This window comes from Nocardioides ultimimeridianus (assembly GCF_054777895.1).
This window is the reverse complement of sequence record NZ_BAAHAB010000003.1, coordinates 167,214-183,725: the sequence shown is the minus strand read 5'-3', so window position 1 is coordinate 183,725 and position 16,512 is coordinate 167,214. Positions and strand designations below refer to the sequence as shown.

The 16,512-nt window shown below is 70.0% G+C and carries 22 protein-coding genes; 1 reads left to right on the top strand and 21 read right to left on the bottom strand.

Translation table 11 applies throughout. The annotated features are described in order from the left end of the window. Nucleotides 1-157: 157 nt before the first annotated feature. Entirely contained in the window at nt 158-1,204 is a 1,047-nt protein-coding gene (locus ACYU8V_RS02075) for an LLM class flavin-dependent oxidoreductase (RefSeq protein ID WP_460844769.1), read from the bottom strand. Beyond that, entirely contained in the window at nt 1,201-2,652 is a 1,452-nt protein-coding gene (locus tag ACYU8V_RS02070; protein ID WP_460844768.1) for an MFS transporter, read from the bottom strand. The genes ACYU8V_RS02075 and ACYU8V_RS02070 overlap by 4 nt, the downstream gene beginning before the upstream one ends. 80 nt (nt 2,653-2,732) lie before the next feature. Between ACYU8V_RS02070 and ACYU8V_RS02065 the strand changes: the two genes are divergently transcribed. Continuing rightward, nucleotides 2,733-3,548 carry a MerR family transcriptional regulator gene (locus tag ACYU8V_RS02065; RefSeq protein ID WP_460844767.1) on the top strand — a complete coding sequence of 272 codons (816 nt, stop codon included), beginning with the start codon at nt 2,733-2,735 and terminating at the stop codon, nt 3,546-3,548. Nucleotides 3,549-3,616: 68 nt separating this feature from the next. Here the strand turns inward: ACYU8V_RS02065 and ACYU8V_RS02060 are convergent, their stop codons facing one another. The 19 genes from ACYU8V_RS02060 to rplP form a co-directional block, all read right to left on the bottom strand. Further along, nucleotides 3,617-6,049, bottom strand: coding sequence for an ATP-binding cassette domain-containing protein (locus ACYU8V_RS02060; protein ID WP_460844766.1), 2,433 nt, complete (start codon nt 6,047-6,049; stop codon nt 3,617-3,619). A 39-nt stretch (nt 6,050-6,088) separates the two neighbouring features. Next, entirely contained in the window at nt 6,089-7,075 is a 987-nt protein-coding gene (locus tag ACYU8V_RS02055; protein ID WP_460844765.1) for a TerC/Alx family metal homeostasis membrane protein, read from the bottom strand. A gap of 156 nt (nt 7,076-7,231) precedes the next feature. Beyond that, complete coding sequence (locus tag ACYU8V_RS02050; protein ID WP_460844764.1) at nt 7,232-8,377, bottom strand: isochorismate synthase; 1,146 nt, start codon at nt 8,375-8,377, stop codon at nt 7,232-7,234. Between the two features lie 4 nt (nt 8,378-8,381). After that, nucleotides 8,382-9,209, bottom strand: coding sequence for a type I methionyl aminopeptidase (gene map, locus ACYU8V_RS02045; protein WP_460844863.1), 828 nt, complete (start codon nt 9,207-9,209; stop codon nt 8,382-8,384). An 11-nt stretch (nt 9,210-9,220) separates the two neighbouring features. Then, entirely contained in the window at nt 9,221-9,796 is a 576-nt protein-coding gene (locus tag ACYU8V_RS02040) for an adenylate kinase (protein WP_460844763.1), read from the bottom strand. Between the two features lie 6 nt (nt 9,797-9,802). After that, on the bottom strand, nt 9,803-11,110 hold the full coding sequence (secY, locus tag ACYU8V_RS02035) for a preprotein translocase subunit SecY (RefSeq protein WP_460844762.1): 1,308 nt from the start codon (nt 11,108-11,110) through the stop codon (nt 9,803-9,805). Nucleotides 11,111-11,241: 131 nt separating this feature from the next. Then, nucleotides 11,242-11,682 carry a 50S ribosomal protein L15 gene (gene rplO, locus ACYU8V_RS02030; RefSeq protein ID WP_460791487.1) on the bottom strand — a complete coding sequence of 147 codons (441 nt, stop codon included), beginning with the start codon at nt 11,680-11,682 and terminating at the stop codon, nt 11,242-11,244. 2 nt (nt 11,683-11,684) lie between these two features. After that, nucleotides 11,685-11,873, bottom strand: a complete 189-nt coding sequence (gene rpmD / locus ACYU8V_RS02025; RefSeq protein ID WP_460844761.1) for a 50S ribosomal protein L30 — start codon at nt 11,871-11,873, stop codon at nt 11,685-11,687. After that, nucleotides 11,873-12,529, bottom strand: coding sequence for a 30S ribosomal protein S5 (gene rpsE, locus ACYU8V_RS02020; protein WP_460844760.1), 657 nt, complete (start codon nt 12,527-12,529; stop codon nt 11,873-11,875). The genes rpmD and rpsE overlap by 1 nt, the downstream gene beginning before the upstream one ends. A gap of 25 nt (nt 12,530-12,554) precedes the next feature. Next, complete coding sequence (rplR, locus tag ACYU8V_RS02015) at nt 12,555-12,938, bottom strand: 50S ribosomal protein L18 (RefSeq protein WP_460844759.1); 384 nt, start codon at nt 12,936-12,938, stop codon at nt 12,555-12,557. A gap of 2 nt (nt 12,939-12,940) precedes the next feature. Continuing rightward, the gene (rplF, locus tag ACYU8V_RS02010; protein ID WP_460844758.1) at nt 12,941-13,480 is read right to left on the bottom strand and encodes a 50S ribosomal protein L6; all 540 of its coding nucleotides are present in this window, start codon (nt 13,478-13,480) and stop codon (nt 12,941-12,943) included. Between the two features lie 29 nt (nt 13,481-13,509). Next, entirely contained in the window at nt 13,510-13,914 is a 405-nt protein-coding gene (gene rpsH, locus ACYU8V_RS02005) for a 30S ribosomal protein S8 (protein WP_460844757.1), read from the bottom strand. Between the two features lie 79 nt (nt 13,915-13,993). Next, nucleotides 13,994-14,179: a type Z 30S ribosomal protein S14 gene (locus tag ACYU8V_RS02000; RefSeq protein WP_056151931.1), complete on the bottom strand. Its 186-nt coding sequence runs from the start codon at nt 14,177-14,179 to the stop codon at nt 13,994-13,996. A 9-nt stretch (nt 14,180-14,188) separates the two neighbouring features. Then, the gene (rplE, locus tag ACYU8V_RS01995) at nt 14,189-14,770 is read right to left on the bottom strand and encodes a 50S ribosomal protein L5 (protein ID WP_460844756.1); all 582 of its coding nucleotides are present in this window, start codon (nt 14,768-14,770) and stop codon (nt 14,189-14,191) included. Further along, on the bottom strand, nt 14,770-15,144 hold the full coding sequence (gene rplX, locus ACYU8V_RS01990; RefSeq protein WP_460844755.1) for a 50S ribosomal protein L24: 375 nt from the start codon (nt 15,142-15,144) through the stop codon (nt 14,770-14,772). The genes rplE and rplX overlap by 1 nt, the downstream gene beginning before the upstream one ends. Continuing rightward, on the bottom strand, nt 15,144-15,512 hold the full coding sequence (gene rplN, locus ACYU8V_RS01985; protein WP_183098880.1) for a 50S ribosomal protein L14: 369 nt from the start codon (nt 15,510-15,512) through the stop codon (nt 15,144-15,146). The genes rplX and rplN overlap by 1 nt, the downstream gene beginning before the upstream one ends. 66 nt (nt 15,513-15,578) lie before the next feature. Next, nucleotides 15,579-15,857 (bottom strand): 30S ribosomal protein S17, encoded by a 279-nt coding sequence (rpsQ, locus tag ACYU8V_RS01980; RefSeq protein ID WP_460844754.1) that lies wholly within the window; start codon nt 15,855-15,857, stop codon nt 15,579-15,581. Beyond that, nucleotides 15,857-16,093 (bottom strand): 50S ribosomal protein L29, encoded by a 237-nt coding sequence (gene rpmC, locus ACYU8V_RS01975; RefSeq protein WP_460791477.1) that lies wholly within the window; start codon nt 16,091-16,093, stop codon nt 15,857-15,859. Before rpmC ends, rpsQ begins: the two co-directional genes overlap by 1 nt. After that, nucleotides 16,093-16,512 (bottom strand): 50S ribosomal protein L16, encoded by a 420-nt coding sequence (gene rplP / locus ACYU8V_RS01970; protein WP_038681126.1) that lies wholly within the window; start codon nt 16,510-16,512, stop codon nt 16,093-16,095. The genes rpmC and rplP overlap by 1 nt, the downstream gene beginning before the upstream one ends.

Genomic DNA, 16,512 nt, shown 5'->3' with positions numbered 1-16,512 from the left:
CTTCGGGTTGGGGTTGTCTACCGGTGGTCCGGGAACCTCCGCTCCGGCAGGCCGGAGAGGTGGACCTCGTCAGGTCCTTGCACCACGCAAGAACCCACGTTGGACCGACACGCCAGTCTATGAGTGCTCTTGACAGAATGCCGAATCGGCGCAGTGCTCAGCCGGCCAGGAGGCGCAGGGTGTCCTCCCGGCGTACGGCGGAGCGCGGATCGGCGCCCGCGAGAGCGCCGGCCACGGGGTTGACCATCACCTCGTCCACGCCGTACGTCGCCGCGAGCGACTCGATCTCCTGCCGCGCCCCCGCCGGGTCGCCGATCACCCAGCGCCGGCTCATCGCGTCGACGAGTCCCTGCCGGGCGTGGTCCAGGCCCGCCTCGACCTGGTCCTCAGCGTCTTCGACGAGCTGCTGGGGCCCGAGGGGGCGGCCGGTGCGCAGGGCGGCCATCTGGAGCAGCTGGGGCAGCGCGAGGCGGTGGGCCTCCTCGGCGGTCTCGGCCACGGCGGCGTTGACGGTGAGGAAGGTGCGGGGCTCGGCCAACTCCGGCGACGGCTGGAACGTCGACCGGTACAGCTCCAGCGCCTCGGCGGTGCCGCTGCCGGAGAAGTGGTGCGCGAAGACATAGGGCATCCCCTTCTCGGCCGCGAGCCGCGCCGAGTAGTCCGAGGAGCCGAGCAGCCAGATCTGCGGCACCGACGACGCGGCGGGGGTGGCGCGCAGGGTGTGGGTGCGGTCGCGCAGGGACAGCCCTACGCCGGCCGGCTCCATCATGGCGAGCACGTTGTCGACGTACTCGGGGAAGCGGTTGACGGCCTCGTCGTCGACTCCCCCGGCGCCGTGCCGCAGCGCCCAGCTGGTCACCGGGTCGGTGCCGGGCGCGCGGCCGATGCCGAGGTCGATCCGGCCCGGGAAGGCGGCCTCTAGCAGCGCGAACTGCTCGGCCACGACCAGCGGGGCGTGGTTGGGCAGCATCACGCCACCGGACCCGACCCGGATCCGCGAGGTCTGCGCGGCGAGCAGGGAGATGAGGACCGGCGGGTTGGTGGCCGCGACCGCGGGCATGTTGTGGTGCTCGGCCACCCAGTAGCGCCGATAGCCCAGCTCGTCCGCGGCCCGCGCCAACCGGACCGACGCGGCGACGGCGTCACCGGTGGTCTGGTCGGCGCGGACGGGGACGAGGTCCAGGACGGAGAGCGCGAGAGTCACCTCGACCCAAGGCCGGAGACCGCCTCCGCATTCCCGCTCGGGCGTGAGGCGAGCACCGCCAGCACCGCGGTCCCGGCCGCCAGACAGGCCAGGCTGCTGACGAACGCGACGTCGATGCCGTGCACCGCGACACCGAAGAAGACCAGCCCGATCAGGGCCACCCCGATCGAGTTGCCGAGCTGCTGGACCGTCGACAGGGTGCCGCTGACGGTCGCCGCGTGGACCGGCGGCACGGCGCCCATCACCGTGCCGACGAGCGCGCTCAGGCAGATCCCCATCCCGGCTCCCGCGACGACCAGGCCGGGGACCAGCGCGAGCACGCTGCCGCCGTCGCCCTCCACCTCGACCGCGGCGAGCAGGAGCAGGTGGCCCAGGGTGAACAGGACGGCACCTCCGGCGACCGCCCGTGCGGCGTACCGGGCGACGAGCGCGCTCGCGCGGCGGGTGCCGGCCATGTAGGCGAGCGCCAGCGGCGTGAACACCGCGCCGGAGGCCAGCGGGCTCAGGCCGCGGCCGACCTGGAGGTAGAGCGCCAGGACCAGGAAGAACGACGCCATCCCGCAGAACAGCAGGATCTGCCCGACCAGCCCCCGGCGGACGGCCGGGGAGGCGAAGGCGGCCGGGTCGAACAGCGGCGTACGTCCACGCGCCACCACGGCCGCCGACCAGCGCACGAACGCCACCGCGAGCAGCGCGCCCGCCGCGAGGCTGGCCCAGGTCCACAGCGGCCAGCCGAGACGACGGCCCTCGAGCAGCGGGAGGATGACCGCGGTCGTCCCGGCCGTGGCGAGCACCAGGCCGGGCACGTCGACCCGGGCGGTCCGGTCCGCGGCCACCCGCGGGAGCACCCGCGGCACCGCGACCAGCACGAGCAGCCCGAGCGGCACGTTCACCAGGAAGACCGAGCGCCACGCGAGCCCGGCCGGGTCGGCCTGGATGAGCAGGCCGCCGACGAGCTGGCCGCCGGCCGCGGCGACGCCCATCACCGTGGAGTAGGTGCCGAGCGCCCGCAGGCGGGCCGGGCCCTGGTAGATGTCGCCGATGAGCGCCAGCACCATCGGCGCCAGCATCGCGGCTCCGACGCCCTGCACCACCCGGGCGGCGACCAGCACGCCGATGGTGGGGGCGGCGCCGCAGAGGGCGGAGGCGGCGACGAAGACGAGCACGCCGGCGGCGTACATCCTGCGGCGGCCCCAGCGCTCGCCGAGGCGGCTGACGGCCATCAGGAGGGCGCCGAAGCTCAGGCCGTAGCCGGCCACGACCCACTCCAGGCCGCTCTCGCCGGCGTGGAGGTCGGTCTGCAGCTGGGGCAGCGCGACGTTGACGATGAAGAAGTCGAGGACGACCAGGAAGGTGCCGCCCAGCAGGACGGCGAGGGGCAGCAGGCCCGGTCCTGCGGGCTCGGCTGCCTGGCGGGTGCGGTGTTCGAGGGTGTGTGAGGTGGTCATGGACCTGTTCTCCGGCCTCCCGTAACGGGAGGGTCAAGCCCGTTGACCCTCCCCTTGCGGGAGGGTGTTGGCTCAAGGACATGACGGAGCTGCTCAGCATCGGGGACTTCTCGCGGATGACCTTCCTGTCGGTCAAGGCGCTGCGCCACTACCACGACGTCGGGCTGCTGGCGCCCGCCCGCGTCGACGAGCACAGCGGGTACCGCTACTACGGGACCGACCAGGTCGCCCAGGCGCAGCTGATCCGCCGGCTGCGGGCACTCGACATGCCGGTCGACGACGTGCGCACCGTGCTGACCGCGCCGGACCAGGGCACGCTCAACGACACCGTCGCCGCGCACCTGGAGCGGATGAGCCGGCAGCTGCAGGAGACCCAGGAGACCGTCGACTCGCTGCGCCGGCTGCTGACCTCGCCCTCGCCGGCGCAGGTGGAGTACCGCGACGAGCCCGCCACGACCGTCCTCGCGATCCGGGAGACGGTGCAGGCCGCCGAGTGGGTCGCCTGGTGGATGGGGGCGTTCACCGAGCTGCACGGCGTGCTGCTCTCCTCGGGCCTGACCCGCACCGGCCCCGACGGCGCCCTCTTCCCCACCGAGGCCTTCACCGACGAGGTCGGCGAGCTCGTCGCCTACCTGCCGGTCGGCCCCATCGACCTCGTCGACGGGTTCCGGCCCGGCGGCCGGGTCGAGATCGCCGAGATCCCGGCGGCCCGCCTCGCCGTCACCCGGTACGACGGCCCGATGGTCGACCTCGACCAGGCCTACAGCGCGGTCGGGCTGTGGGTGGCCGAGCAGGCGCGCACGGCCAGCGGGCCGGTGCGGGAGCGCTACCACCCCACCGGGCAGCCCGGGGACCTGCTGGCCCACGTCACCGATGTCTGCTGGCCCGTCTCCTGACCCGCGAGTTCGGCCTTGTGGTCAGCCGAAACTCTGGATTCGGCTGACCACAAGTCTGAACTCGGCGGTCAGTCGTCGGCGGTGGCGCTGCGGCGGACCATGATCAGCCCGACGATCAGCGAGAGCAGGCAGAGCAGGGCCAGCATGCCCAGGTCCATCGGGTAGTGACCGCCGCCCGAGAGCGCGATCCAGTCCTCGTGGCTGCGCTCGGTCTGGCCGCGGACCAGCCCGATCGCGGAGGCGGAGGCGGCGTACGCCCAGCGTGAGGGGGACAGCCAGGCCACCTGCTCGAGGCCCGGGCGGCCCGCGATCTCGAACAGGGCACCCGACAGCACCAGCTGCAGCATGATGATGCCGACCAGCGCGGGCATGGTCTGCTCGCTGCTGGTCACCACCGCCGACAGCGCGAGGCCGACGACCGACATCGTGAACGCGAGCGCGGCGATCGCGAGCGCGACCCGGACCGCGCCGGCGGTGCCGTCCGGTGGCGGGAGCCCGACGGTGGCGATGAACGTGACCAGCAGGCCCTGCACGAACGCGGCGGTGCCGAGGACCAGCACCTTGCTGGTGAAGTAGACGCCCGGGGACAGGCCGACGGCGTACTCACGCTTGAAGATGGGCCGCTCCCCCACCAGCTCGCGGATCGCGATGGCCGCGCCCATCAGGCAGGCCGCGACGATGAGCACGGTCAGCCGCTGGGTGGCCTCGGTGGCGACGTACAGGGCATGGACGGTGTGGCCGTCGGGTCCGCGGCACTGGCCGTGCGCGATCCGCTTCATGCCGTCGGCACACTTCAGCGTGCGCCACAGCGACATCCCGTCGCGGCCGGGGACCAGCCGGCTCAGCCCGCCCAGGATCAGCGGCAGGAGCAGCAGCATGCCGAGCAGCAGCCGGTCGGCCATCACCACGGCCAGGTTGCGCGAGACCAGGGTGGTCAGCTGGCGGCCGACCGACTGCCGGTGCGGAGTGGGTACGCCGGAGCCGTGCTGGCGCGTCACCGGAGCGGGAGCCGGCTGCGGCCGGGCCGGGATCCGGCTCCAGAGGTCCGGCGCGTCCAGCAGGTCGAACACCTCCGGGTAGCTGGAGCGCCCGAAGTGCGCGAGCACACCGGCGGGCGGGCCGAAGTAGGCGATCCTCCCGCCCGGGGCGAGCACCATCACGTTGTCGCACAGGTCGAGCGCGAGCACCGAGTGCGTGACGACCATGACGACCCGGCCGTCGTCGGCGAGGGTGCGCAGCTGGCGCATCACCTCCAGGTCGAGCCCCGGGTCGAGGCCGGAGGTCGGCTCGTCGAGGAAGAGCAGCGGGGGCGCGGTCAGCAGCTCGGTGGCGATCGAGACGCGCTTGCGCTGGCCGCCGGAGAGCTGGGTGCCGATCCGGTTGTCGAGGCGCTCGGTGAGCTGCAGCTGGTGGGCGACCTGGTGGACCCGCAGGTCGCGCTCGCGGGCCGTGGTGTCGGGCGGCAGCCGGAGCCGGGCGGCGTACCCCAGGCCCTGCTTGACCTTCAGCTGTGGGTGCAGGATGTCCTGCTGCGGCACCAGGCCGATCTGGAAGCGGAGCTGGTCGTAGTTGGCGTAGAGGTCGTGGCCCTGCCACACGACCCGGCCGTGCGAGGCGGGCTTCAGGCCGGTCAGTGCGCCGAGCAGGGTGGACTTGCCGGCGCCGGACGGCCCGATGACGGCGGTCAGCGTGGAGGGCGCGAGCTGGAAGCTGATGTTGTCGATCAGCCGCCGCCCACCACCCACCACCTGGGTGAGCGCGTCGGCGTACAGGGTGAACTCGTGGGTCGTCGCCGACGCGACGAGCTGGCGTCCGTCCCAGTGGAAGCTCTGGTTGCCCAGCCCGACCTCGACGCCCGGCGGCAGGTGCGCCGCGCCGTGGATGCGCTGGCCGGCCACGAACACGCCGTTGAAGCTGCCGAGGTCGTGGATCACTGCGGGACTGGACGGCGAGCCGAGGTCCAGGCGGGCGTGACGGCGGCTGACCAGCGGGTCGTCCAGCACGATGTCGTTGCCGGCCTCCCGCCCGATCGTCAGGCTGCGACCGGCCTGCTGGTGCTGGGGACGCACGATCGAGTGGCCGTGCGGGACGTGGCCGGGCGGCAGGACCGCGACCGGACGCGAGCTGTCCGGCGGGGCTGGGGCGGGAGCGGGGGTCGGGGTGGGTGCCGGTGGGGGCGGCGGCGCGGGGGCGGGCGCCGGAGCCGGAGCCGGTACGACGACCGCCACCACCACCGGCTCCCCCGCCGGGTCACCCAGGTTCACCGTGAGCGGCTGCGGCCCGAGGGGGACCCGGCTGATGCGCTGCCCGGCGACGTAGGTGCCGTTGCTGCTGGCGTCGGTCAGCACCCAGCCGTCGGGCTCGCGGTGCAGGTACACGTGATGCCGCGACGCACGGCCGTCGGAGACGAGGACGTCGCAGTCGGCCTCCCGGCCCACGACCACGCGGGGCCCGTCGAAGGTGCGGGCGGAGCCTGCCCACTGCACCTGGAGTCGGTCCACGAATCCCCTCGTTCGTCCGGCATCGGTTCGCTGAGCACCCTATGCGACAGGCTGCCTCTCGTCCCGCGCCGACCGCCGCAGGCTGGCCACCGCGGTGACCACCAGGGTGACGATGATGACCGCGAGGCTGGTCAGGGAGTCGATGTCCGGCACATGCACGCCGTGGCCGCCGTTGATGAAGGGCAGCTCGTTCTCGTGGAGCGCGTGGAGGACCAGCTTCACGCCGATGAAGGCCAGGATGAAGGCCAGGCCCAGCGACAGGTACACCAGCCGCTGCAGCAGCCCGCCGAGCAGGAAGTACAGCTGGCGCAGGCCCATCAGCGCGAACACGTTGGCCGTGAGGACCAGGTACGGCTCCTGGGTGATGCCGAAGATGGCGGGGATCGAGTCGAGCGCGAACAGCAGGTCGGTCACGCCGAGGGCGACGATGACGACGACCATCGGCGACAGCACCCGGCCGGCAGGCGTGGAGTACCAGGGGCGCAGGCCGTGGAACTCGTCGCCGACGTTGAGGTGGGTGCGGGCGAAGCGCACGATCGCACCGTCCTCGGGGTGCTCGTCCTCGTCCTCGCCGTAGGAGCGCACCAGCTTCGCGGCCGTGTAGACCAGGAACGCCCCGAACACGTAGAAGATCGCCGAGAAGTTCTGGACCAGCGTGTAGCCGAGCGCGATGAAGACGCCGCGGAAGAGCAGGGCCAGCACGATCCCGACGAGCAGCGCCTCCTGCTGCAAGTGCCGCGGAACCTTGAGCGCCGCCATGAGCAGCAGGAAGACGAAGAGGTTGTCGATCGAGAGGCTGTACTCGGTCAGCCAGCCGGCGAAGAACTGCACGCCGTAGTCGTGACCGTGGTCGAGGAAGATCCAGGTGCCGAAGGCGATGGCGCCACCGACGTACACCGCGAGGGCCAGGGCGCACTCGCGCAGCGACGGCTCGCGCGGGTTGCGGCCGATGGCCACGAGGTCGAACAGCAGGACGCCGATGGTGACGGCGAGGGTGATTCCCCATTCGAGGGAGGTGACGTGCATGGGAGCTCCTGGAGCGGTCGGCGGATCGCTCGAGGTCTCTTCCGCCGCGCCTGGCGGCGCGACCCACGGGACCGGAACCTCATCGGAGGTCCGTGATGACGAGCCCGTGGCGAAGGAGTACTCCCCCCGTCAGGACCAGTGTCCCATGGGGGGCGGTCAGGCGCCGAACTCGGACAGCCCGGTCACGCGTCCCATGGTGGCCAGCTTGGCGCCGGTCTCGATGACCTCGAGCGCCGGGTCGGAGCCGGCGACGATGCCCGCGCCGGCGAAGAGGCGCAGCCGGTCGCCGTCGATGACGGCCGAGCGGATCGTGACGGCGAACTCTCCGTCGCCGTTGCCGTCGACCCAGCCGACGCAGCCCGCGAAGTAGTCGCGCAGGTCGCCCTCGAGGGCGGCGATCGTGGCGTTGGCTGCCTCGGTGGGTACGCCGCCGACGGCCGGCGTGGGATGCAGCATCTGGGCCAGCCGCAGCGCGCTCGGCCCGTCCAGGCCCGCCGCGAGCCGGGCTCGGATCGGTGAGGCGAGGTGCCACACGGTGTCGGTCGCCATCAGCTCCGGGCCCGCCGGCGACTCCACCTCGACGCACACGTCCTTGAGGGCATGCACGATCGCGTCGACGACGAAGGCGTGCTCGGCGAGGTCCTTGGCGGACGCCAGCAGCCCCGCGGCGCGCGCCGCGTCCTCGTCGGCGTCGTCCGAGCGGGGCGCCGAACCGGCTAGCGGGGTGCAGGTGATCAGGTCGCCCTCGCGACGCACCAGCAGCTCCGGGCTGGCGCCGAGCAGCAGCGGGCCCGCGACGGACTGCTCCTGCAGCGGCACCGAGAACACGTAGCGGCCCGGCCGCGTCGCGAGCAGCCGGTCGATGACCTCGGCGGCCACCAGTGGCGGGTCGCTCACCACGTCCAGGCAGCGTCCCAGCACCACCTTGTGCAGCGCACCGGTGGCGATCTGCTCGAGCGCAGCGGCCACCATCTCGGCGTACTTCTCGGCGGTGGGGAACTCCGCGACCCGGTAGGTGCGACCGGTCCGTACGCCGGTCGGGCCGACCAGGGCGCGCTCTCCACCGACGACCCGGTGGAAGATGCCGGGGGCGCCGGCCGCGAACGAGAGCGCACCGAGCGCCCGCTGCCCGGGGGCCAGCCCCGCGACCACGCGGTCCGCCCACGCCGTGTCCGACCCGTCGGGGGTCGTCAGCGTCTCGAGCACCTCGTCGGCGACGTACGCCTGGGCGCCGGAGGCGAACAGCAGCGGCCGCTGCGGCAGCGCGGCCGGGGTGATCACCTGGAGGGGGTCGTGACCCATGCCCTCAGTCTGCCTCGCCGCCGAAAGGTACGCCGAGGCCGGTCAGTCGCTCCTCGCCACCGTCCAGCGCGGTCAGCACCCACACCCCGCGCTCGGTGAGCGCGAAGGTGTGCTCGAAGTGGGCGGCCCAGGAGCCGTCGGCGGTGACGACGGTCCACTCGTCGACGGCGACGTCGGTGTGCTTGTCGCCGAGGGTGATCATCGGCTCGACGGCCAGGGCCACTCCGGGCTTGAGCCGCGGGCCGCGGCCCGGGCGCCCGAAGTTGGGCACATCGGGTTCCATGTGCATCGCGGTGCCGATGCCGTGACCGGTGTAGTCCTCGACGATGCCGTAGCCGCCGTGGCTGCGCACCGAGCGCTCCACCGCGGCCGAGATGTCGGTGACCCGCCCGCCGTCGGCCGCGGCGGCGAGGCCGGCCCACAGGGACTCCTCGGTCACGCGCAGCAGCTCGGCGACGTCGGGCTTGATCGTCCCGACCGGGACCGTGATCGCGGCGTCCCCGTGCCAGCCCTCGACGATGGCACCGCAGTCGATGGAGACCACGTCACCGTCGGCGAGCACCCGGTCGCCCGGGATGCCGTGCACGACCTCGTCGTTGACGGAGGTGCAGATCGTGGCGGGGAACGGCGGATCGCCGTACCCCAGGAACGACGGTACGGCGCCCGCTGCGCGGATCGTGTCCTCGGCCAGCCGGTCCAGCTCCGCGGTGGTCACGCCCGCGACCGCCGCCCCGCGCAGCACCTCCAGCGTCCGGCCGACGACGAGGCCGGCGCGCCGCATGAGACGCACCTGCTCCGGGGTCTTGACCTCGATCCGGCGCGAGCCGAGCAACGACAAAGCGCTCAGCTCTGCTGGACGACGTCGAGTGCGTCGAAGATCCGCTTGCTGACCTCGGCGACCTCGCCCATGCCGTCGACCTCGTGCACCAGGCCGCGGTCCTTGTAGACGGCGATGAGCGGCTCGGTCTCCTCGGCGTACAGCTCCTGGCGGCGCCGGATGACGTCCTCGGTGTCGTCGGCGCGGCCCTCGATCTGGGCGCGCTGCAGCAGGCGGGCGATGAGCTCCTCCGGGTCGGCGGTGATCACCACGACCGCGTCGATCGCGTGGCCGGTGTGCTTGACCATGCCGTCGAGCTCCTCGACCTGCGCGAGGGTGCGCGGGTAGCCGTCCAGCAGGAAGCCGGGGGCGGCGTCGGGCTCGTCGATGCGGTTGCGCACCATCAGGTTGGTCACCGAGTCGGGGACGTACTCGCCCTTGTCCATGTAGGACTTGGCCTCGATGCCGAGCGGCGTGCCCTGCGAGACGTTGGCGCGGAAGATGTCGCCGGTGGAGATCGCCGGGATGCCGAAGTGCTCGGCAACCCCCTTGGCCTGCGTGCCCTTGCCGGCGCCCGGCGGGCCCATGAGCAGAAGTCTCATCGCGTGCTACCTCAAGAATCCTTCGTAGTTGCGCTGCTGGAGCTGGCTCTCGATCTGCTTCACCGTGTCCAGTGCGACACCCACCATGATCAGGATGGAGGTACCGCCGAAGGGGAAGTTCGAGTTCGCACCGATCAGGACGAACGCGATGATCGGGATGAGCGAGATCAACCCGAGGTAGAGAGCGCCCGGCAGCGTGATGCGGGAAAGGACGTAGGACAGGTAGTCCTGAGTCGGCTTGCCCGCCCGGATCCCGGGGATGAAGCCGCCGTACTTCTTCATGTTGTCCGATACCTCTTCGGGGTCGAAGGTGATCGAGACGTAGAAGTAGGTGAAGAAGATGATCAACAGGAAGTACGCCGCCATGTGCAGCGGGTGCGACTGGTTGACGAAGTACTTGTTGAGCCAGCCGACCCAGCTCGCGGTGCTGTTCTGGTTGAACTGCACGATCATCGCCGGCAGGTAGAGCAGCGACGACGCGAAGATGACCGGGATGACGCCGGCCTGGTTCACCTTGAGCGGGATGTAGGTCGAGGAGCCGCCGTACATCTTGCGGCCGACCATGCGGCGCGCGTACTGCACGGGGATGCGGCGCTGGGCCTGCTCGATGAAGATGACGGCGCCCACGACGGCCATGCCGATGAGGATCACGACCCCGAAGGTCCACCAGCCGTTGGTCTTCTGCACCTGCCAGATGGAGGCGGGGAAGGTCGCGACGACCTGGGTGAAGATCAGGATGGACATGCCGTTGCCGATGCCGCGCTCGGTGATGAGCTCGCCGAGCCACATGATCACGGCGGTGCCGGCGGTCATCGTCACGACCAGGACCAGGAAGGTCTTGGTCGAGTCGTTGTTGTGCAGCAGCGGATCGGTGCACCCGGCCAGCAGGTTGCCGGACCGGGCGAGCGCCACGATGCCGGTCGCCTGGAGCACGGCGAGGCCGAGGGTGAGGTACCGGGTGTACTGGGTGATCTTCGTCTGACCGGCCTGGCCCTCCTTCTTGAGGGACTCCAGGCGCGGGATGACGACCACCAGCAGCTGCAGGATGATGCTCGCGGTGATGTAGGGCATGATGCCCAGCGCGAAGATCGTCAGCTGCAGCAGCGCACCGCCGGAGAACAGGTTGACCAGGCTGTACAGGCCGGCGTTCGCACCGTGCGTCGCCTGGTCCACGCACGCGTGGACGTTGCCCACGTCCACGCCCGGTGCCGGGATCTGCGATCCGGCACGGAAGACGACGATGATGCCGAGCACGAACAGCAGCTTGCGGCGCAGATCCGGGGTCCGGAATGCGTTCAGGAACGCGGTGAGCACTCGGGTCCTCTCATCGAGATGGCCAGTCGGGAGACTGGCCGCTGGGAAGCCTAACAGGGGGCCTGACGGCGGAGACGAGAAGAGCGCGGCCGCCTGGCAAAAGGCTGCGCCGCGCTCTTCTCACATGTCCGTCAGAGGACCGTGACGGTCCCGCCGGCGCCCTCGATCTTCTCCTTGGCCGCACCGGAGAACGCCTGCGCGCTCACCGCGACCTTGACGGTCAGGTCGCCCTGACCGAGGACCTTGACCGGCTCGCCCTTGCGGACGGCGCCGCGCGCCACCAGCGTCTCCGGGGTGACGTCGCCGCCCTCCGGGAAGAGCTTGCTGATCCGGTCCAGGTTGACGACCTGGTAGGTCACCTTGAAGGGGTTCTTGAAGCCCTTGAGCTTGGGAAGGCGCATGTGCAGGGGCATCTGGCCACCCTCGAACGCCACCGGAACCTGGTAGCGCGCCTTGGTGCCCTTGGTGCCTCGGCCCGCGGTCTTACCCTTCGAGCCCTCACCGCGACCCACACGGGTCTTGGCCTTCTTCGCGCCCTCCGCGGGGCGGAGGTGGTGAAGCTTGAGAGTCATGGTCACTCGCCTCCGACAACCTCGAACGTCACCAGGTGACGAACGGTGTTAACCATGCCCCGGATCTCGGGACGGTCTTCCTTGATGACGACGTCACCGATGCGCTTCAGGCCGAGCGTGCGGATGGTCTCGCGCTGGTTGGCCTTGGCGCCGATGGTCGACTTGATCTGCTGAACCTTGAGCTGTGCCATCAGACCGTCACCGCCTGGGAGGAGTCGCCGGCCTTGGCCTTCGCCTCGGCCTCGCCCAGGGCCTTCGCCTTGAGCATGGCCGCCGGAGCGACGTCCTCGACGGGGAGGCCACGACGCGCGGCAACCGCCTCGGGCTGCTCGAGCATCTTCAGCGCCTCGACGGTCGCGTGCACGATGTTGATCTGGTTCGACGAGCCCAGCGACTTGCTGAGGACGTCGTGGATGCCGGCGCACTCGAGCACGGCGCGCACCGGACCACCGGCGATGACACCGGTACCGGGGGCGGCCGGGCGCAGGAAGACCACACCGGCGGCCTTCTCACCCTGGACCGGGTGCGGGATCGTGCCCTGGATGCGGGGAACGCGGAAGAAGTTCTTCTTCGCCTCCTCGACACCCTTGGCGATCGCGGCCGGCACCTCCTTGGCCTTGCCGTAGCCGACACCGACCATGCCGTCGCCGTCGCCGACGATCACCAGGGCGGTGAAGCTGAAGCGACGACCACCCTTGACGACCTTGGCGACGCGGTTGATCGCGACGACGCGCTCGACGTACTGGCTCTTCTCGGCGCCACCGCGACGGTCGTCGCGACCGCCACGGCCACCGCGCTGTCCGCGGTCGCCGCCCGCGCGCTGTCCGCGCTGCTGGGTCTCACTCATGATGACTCCTTGGTCCTCTTCGCGATCAGAAGCTCAGGCCGCCCTCACGGGCGGCGTCAGCCAGGGCCGCGATGCGACCGTGGTACTTGTTACCGGCGCGGTCGAAGACCACGGACTCGACACCCGCAGCCTTGGCCCGCTCGGCGACGAGCTCGCCGACCAGCTTGGCCTTGGCGGTCTTGTCGCCGCTGAAGGAGCGGACGTCGCCCTCCATGGTCGACGCCGACGCGAGCGTCTTGCCGACCAGGTCGTCGACGACCTGAACGCTGATGTGCTTGGTCGAACGGGTGACGACCAGGCGCGGGCGCTCGGAGGTGCCGTTGATCTTCTTGCGGCCCCGGATCTGGCGGCGCAGCTTGGAGCTGGCGCGCTTGGACAGGTTCCGCTGGTGCTTGAGCGTGATAGCCATGATCACTTACCAGCCTTTCCGACCTTCTTGCGGACGTTCTCGCCGGCGTACCGGACGCCCTTGCCCTTGTAGGGCTCGGGCTTGCGCAGCTTGCGGATGTTCGCGGCGACCTCGCCGACGAGCTGCTTGTCGATGCCGACGACGCCCAAGCGGGTGGGGCCGTCCGTGGTGAATGTGATGCCCTCGGGGGCGTCGAAGACGATCGGGTGCGAGTAGCCGAGCTGGAACTCCAGCTGGACAGGGCTCTTGGGGAGCACGCGGTAACCGACGCCGACGATCTCGAGCTTCTTCTCGTAGCCCTCCGTCACGCCCACGACCATGTTGTTGATCAGGGTGCGCGACAGACCGTGCAGCGACTTGGACACCCGCTCGTCGTCGGGGCGCTTGACGTCCAGGACGCCCTCACCCTTCTCGACGACGATCGGGGAGGCGACGGTGTGCGTCAGCGACCCCTTGGGGCCCTTGACGGTCACGACCGGACCCTCGATCTGGACATCCACGCCGGCCGGGACCGGGACGGGGAGCTTGCCAATGCGCGACATGTTCTCTCTCCTTCCTCAGTGGTTCCGGTTCACCAGACGTAGGCGAGGACTTCCCCACCCACGCCCTTCTGGTTCGCCTGGCGGTCGGTCAGCAGGCCCTGGCTGGTCGAGATGATCGCGACGCCGAGGCCGCCGAGCACCTTGGGCAGGCCGGTGTGCTTGGCGTACACGCGCAGACCGGGCTTGCTGATCCGGCGTACGCCGGCCAGGGAGCGCTCGCGGTTGCGGCCGTACTTCAGGGTGATCGTCAGCGTCTTGCCGACGCCGTTCTCGTTGTCGGCGACCTCGAAGGAGGAGATGTAGCCCTCCTGCTTGAGGATCTCGGCAACGCCCTGCTTGAGCTTGCTGTGCGGCATCGCCACCGCGTCGTGGTACGCCTGGTTGGCGTTGCGCAGACGCGTGAGCATGTCTGCGATCGGGTCAGTCATCGTCATGATGTGTGTTCCTTCTGCTGTGGTTTCCGACCGCGCGCAGGCGGTGCGGACCTTCAGCTGTTGTGGTGGTGGTTCCTGCTCACCAGGAGGACTTGGTGACGCCGGGGAGCTCGCCGCGGTGAGCCATCTCGCGCAGGCAGATCCGGCACAGGCCGAACTTCCTGTAGACGGACTTCGGGCGGCCACACCGCTGGCAGCGGGTGTAGCCACGCACCGCGAACTTCGGCTTGCGGGCGGCCTTGACCTTGAGCGCAGTCTTCGCCATGTCAGTTCCTCACTTCTCCGCGAACGGGAAGCCGAGCTGCTTCAGCAGCGCCCGTCCCTGCTCGTCGTTGGTGGCCGTGGTGACGATCGTGATGTCCATGCCCCGCTGACGGTCGACCTTGTCCTGGTCGATCTCGTGGAACATGACCTGCTCGGTCAGGCCGAAGGTGTAGTTGCCGCGGCCGTCGAACTGCTTGGGCGAGAGGCCCCGGAAGTCGCGGATGCGCGGAAGCGCCAGGGACAGCAGCCGGTCGAGGAACTCCCACATCCGGTCGCCACGCAGCGTGACGTGCGTGCCGATCGGCATGCCCTCACGGAGCTTGAACTGGGCGATGGACTTGCGGGCCTTCGTCACGGCCGGCTTCTGGCCGGTGATCGCGGTGAGGTCCTTGATGGCGCCCTCGATCAGCTTCGAGTCGCGCGCGGCCTCGCCGACACCCATGTTGACCACGATCTTGGTCAGGCCGGGCACCTGCATGACGTTGGCGATCTCGAACTCGCTGCGCAGTGCCGGGAGGATCTCCTCGCGGTACTTCGTCTTGAGGCGGGGGGTCACCTTCTCGGTGCCCTCGACGGTTGCGGTCTCGCTCATCAGATTTCCTTCCCGGTCTTGCGGGAGATGCGCACGCTGCGGCTGGAGGAGTACTCCGAGCCGTCCGGGCGACGCTTGGTGACGTCCACGCGCTTGAAGCCGATGCGGACGGGCTTGCCGTCCTCGATCAGCATCACGTTGGACACGTGGATCGGCGCCTCGGTGGTGATGATGCCGCCGGTGACACCGGCGCGGCCACCCTGGTCCATGACCTTGGTGTGCTTCTTGATCCGGTTGACGCCCTCGACGATCACGCGCTCTTCCTCGCGGATGACCTTGATGACCTTGCCCTCGGCGCCCTTGTCCTTGCCCGCGATCACCTTGACGGTGTCGCCCTTCTTGATCTTCAGGTGGGGCTTGTTGCGGTCGGTCATCACAGCACCTCCGGTGCGAGCGAGATGATCTTCATGAACTTCTTGTCACGCAGCTCGCGACCCACCGGGCCGAAGATGCGGGTGCCACGCGGCTCGCCGTCGTTCTTGAGGATCACCGCGGCGTTCTCGTCGAACTTGATGTAGGAACCGTCGGGACGACGGCGCTCCTTGACGGTGCGGACGATGACCGCCTTGACGACGTCGCCCTTCTTGACGTTGCCGCCCGGGATCGCGTCCTTGACGGTGGCGACGATGACGTCACCGATACCGGCGTAGCGACGACCGGAGCCGCCGAGCACACGGATGCAGAGAATCTCCTTGGCACCCGTGTTGTCGGCGACCTTGAGTCGCGACTCCTGCTGAATCATTTCTTCTCCTGGTTGTCGTGCCGGTTCTCAACGCGTCGCTGCGCGGTGAGCCTGGCCGAACGGGAATTACTTGGCGCGCTCGAGGATCTCGACGACGCGCCAGCGCTTGGTGGCGGACAGCGGCCGGGTCTCCATGATCAGGACGCGGTCGCCGATGCCACACTCGTTCTGCTCGTCGTGGGCCTTGAGCCGGGTGTTGCGGCGCATGACCTTGCCGTAGAGCGCGTGCTTGACGCGGTCCTCGACGGACACGACCACGGTCTTGTCCATCTTGTCGCTCACGACCAGACCCTCGCGGGTCTTGCGGAAGTTGCGGTCCACCGTCTCGGTGCTGGACTCAGTCATCAGTTCTCCTCCTCGGCACCCGGCGCGGTCCGGATCCCGAGCTCGCGCTCACGGACCACGGTGTAGATGCGGGCGATGTCCTTCTTGACCGTGCGCAGGCGGCCGTGGCTCTCCAGCTGACCGGTGGCGGCCTGGAAGCGCAGGTTGAACAGCTCTTCCTTGGCCTCGCGCAGCTTGGCCTCGAGGTCGACGTCGTTGAGCTCGTCGAGCTCGTGAGCGTGAACGGCGTTGCTCATCAGAACTCACCGGCCTCTCGGGTGATGAAGCGGCACTTCATGGGCAGCTTGTGGATGGCCCGGCGCATCGCCTCACGGGCGACGTCCTCCGGAACACCGGACAGCTCGAACATGACGCGGCCCGGCTTGACGTTGGCGACCCACCACTCCGGCGAGCCCTTACCGGAACCCATGCGGGTCTCGGCAGGCTTCTTGGTGAGCGGGCGGTCCGGGTAGATGTTGATCCAGACCTTGCCGCCACGCTTGATGTGGCGGGTCATGGCGATACGAGCGGACTCGATCTGGCGGTTGGTGACGTAGTGGCCCTCGACGGCCTGGATCCCGAAGTCACCGAACGCGAGCGAGGTGCCACCCTTCGCAGCACCCCGACGCTTGGGGTGGTGCTGCTTGCGGTGCTTGACGCGACGCGGCATCAACAT

Bases quoted from the DNA above. Each gene is read 5' to 3' on its own strand.
- ACYU8V_RS02070 (WP_460844768.1), bottom strand. From the start codon at position 2,652: ATGACCACCTCACACACCCTCGAACACCGCACCCGCCAGGCAGCCGAG.
- ACYU8V_RS02065 (WP_460844767.1), top strand. From the start codon at position 2,733: ATGACGGAGCTGCTCAGCATCGGGGACTTCTCGCGGATGACCTTCCTG.
- ACYU8V_RS02055 (WP_460844765.1), bottom strand. From the start codon at position 7,075: ATGCACGTCACCTCCCTCGAATGGGGAATCACCCTCGCCGTCACCATC.
- ACYU8V_RS02050 (WP_460844764.1), bottom strand. From the start codon at position 8,377: ATGGGTCACGACCCCCTCCAGGTGATCACCCCGGCCGCGCTGCCGCAG.
- ACYU8V_RS02040 (WP_460844763.1), bottom strand. From the start codon at position 9,796: ATGAGACTTCTGCTCATGGGCCCGCCGGGCGCCGGCAAGGGCACGCAG.
- rplO (WP_460791487.1), bottom strand. From the start codon at position 11,682: ATGACTCTCAAGCTTCACCACCTCCGCCCCGCGGAGGGCGCGAAGAAG.
- rpmD (WP_460844761.1), bottom strand. From the start codon at position 11,873: ATGGCACAGCTCAAGGTTCAGCAGATCAAGTCGACCATCGGCGCCAAG.
- rpsE (WP_460844760.1), bottom strand. From the start codon at position 12,529: ATGAGTGAGACCCAGCAGCGCGGACAGCGCGCGGGCGGCGACCGCGGA.
- rplR (WP_460844759.1), bottom strand. From the start codon at position 12,938: ATGGCTATCACGCTCAAGCACCAGCGGAACCTGTCCAAGCGCGCCAGC.
- rplF (WP_460844758.1), bottom strand. From the start codon at position 13,480: ATGTCGCGCATTGGCAAGCTCCCCGTCCCGGTCCCGGCCGGCGTGGAT.
- rpsH (WP_460844757.1), bottom strand. From the start codon at position 13,914: ATGACGATGACTGACCCGATCGCAGACATGCTCACGCGTCTGCGCAAC.
- ACYU8V_RS02000 (WP_056151931.1), bottom strand. From the start codon at position 14,179: ATGGCGAAGACTGCGCTCAAGGTCAAGGCCGCCCGCAAGCCGAAGTTC.
- rplE (WP_460844756.1), bottom strand. From the start codon at position 14,770: ATGAGCGAGACCGCAACCGTCGAGGGCACCGAGAAGGTGACCCCCCGC.
- rplX (WP_460844755.1), bottom strand. From the start codon at position 15,144: ATGACCGACCGCAACAAGCCCCACCTGAAGATCAAGAAGGGCGACACC.
- rplN (WP_183098880.1), bottom strand. From the start codon at position 15,512: ATGATTCAGCAGGAGTCGCGACTCAAGGTCGCCGACAACACGGGTGCC.
- rpsQ (WP_460844754.1), bottom strand. From the start codon at position 15,857: ATGACTGAGTCCAGCACCGAGACGGTGGACCGCAACTTCCGCAAGACC.
- rpmC (WP_460791477.1), bottom strand. From the start codon at position 16,093: ATGAGCAACGCCGTTCACGCTCACGAGCTCGACGAGCTCAACGACGTC.
- rplP (WP_038681126.1), bottom strand. From the start codon at position 16,512: ATGTTGATGCCGCGTCGCGTCAAGCACCGCAAGCAGCACCACCCCAAG.